The 1092-nt window shown below is 33.0% G+C and carries 2 protein-coding genes; both read right to left on the reverse strand.

The genetic code is table 11. The annotated features are described in order from the left end of the window. Window positions 1-32: 32 nt before the first annotated feature. Entirely contained in the window at window positions 33-428 is a 396-nt protein-coding gene (locus tag ACG95_RS10670) for a hypothetical protein (RefSeq protein WP_048000496.1), read from the reverse strand. Window positions 429-444: 16 nt separating this feature from the next. After that, the coding region (locus ACG95_RS10675) for a CdiA family toxin C-terminal domain-containing protein (RefSeq protein WP_202812194.1) at window positions 445-1092 on the reverse strand (648 nt) is incomplete at its 5' end.

The raw sequence follows: 1092 nt of genomic DNA on the forward strand, positions 1-1092 counted from the left end.
AAATAGTTGTATTTTACTCATTAAAACAAAGCCTATACACCCAATCCCTTTTTGACTTTAGCCAACAAATCGATTAAATCAGCATTTTCAGGGCTTTTTTCAGCTCGTTTTTTTATTTCATACGCTACATATTTATAAAAAGTTGGAAAATCCAAATAGGCAAATTCGTCTTTCCCTGTATACGAAATTAAAGCATCTTGCTCTATTAATACATGCTTATCATCTAATTTTTGAAGCTTTTCACCGTTATTCTCATCGCCATCGTTATCATAATAAAAACATATATAGATATATTCTTGAGAATATCCTTGTTTTTTTGAAAAATAATTCAATACGTCTCTTAAATATTCACCATGTGTAATAGCAAAGAACCTGCTCATCGCTACTTCAATTTCACTTTCATTCATCTCATGAAAATTCTCACTCATTGCTATTCCCTCCGAATTATTTTTTATTGGAAAAGCTTAACACTGGGTAAAAGTTTGTTACCACGCCGTTAGAGTCCATATAGCCCACAAACTTTAAACCATTTGGAGCTTTTCCTTCAATACGATGTTCTTTTTTGTTTATTTTTCCATATTTCATGGCCTCTTTTCCCCACGCATATATTTTCTTATCACTAATTTTAGCAGGATCATACACAGTTTTAGGATAAAAATTGTCCTTATATTCTCCTGGCACTATCTTTTTATTATCCATCTTAGGAAGTTTATACCTAATTTCAGTAATTCCGTCTATAGTGGGATGATCGGTTCTGCTTATTATTAAATCACTCTCTTTGACACCAATTTTATCAGCCTTTTCTTTAATGGCCTTATAAAAGGCTTTCTTATTATGACCACCTATAACACCATTACCATTAACCTTTTCTACATTTTTCAAATGAGGCTCAGCGTTACTACTATAATTAAAATGGTGAGCTACTCTACCTTTTTTTGTCTTGTTATTGCCACCTTTGCTTCGAGCTTTGGAATTAGCTCTAGCTTTATTAGCATTTCTCCGCTTGGTAACTTTCTTTTGCTTCTTAGTTGGTTTCTTACCAACCTTACGATTATAAGCCTTTTGTTCTGCCTTAGTCAGCTTTCGCTCTGC

Origin of the sequence: Lactiplantibacillus herbarum (assembly GCF_001039045.1) — a bacterium.
GTDB lineage: Bacteria > Bacillota > Bacilli > Lactobacillales > Lactobacillaceae > Lactiplantibacillus > Lactiplantibacillus herbarum.

Excerpts from the sequence above, each read along its gene's own strand:
- ACG95_RS10670 (WP_048000496.1), bottom strand. The coding sequence starts at position 428 with ATGAGTGAGAATTTTCATGAGATGAATGAAAGTGAAATTGAAGTAGCG.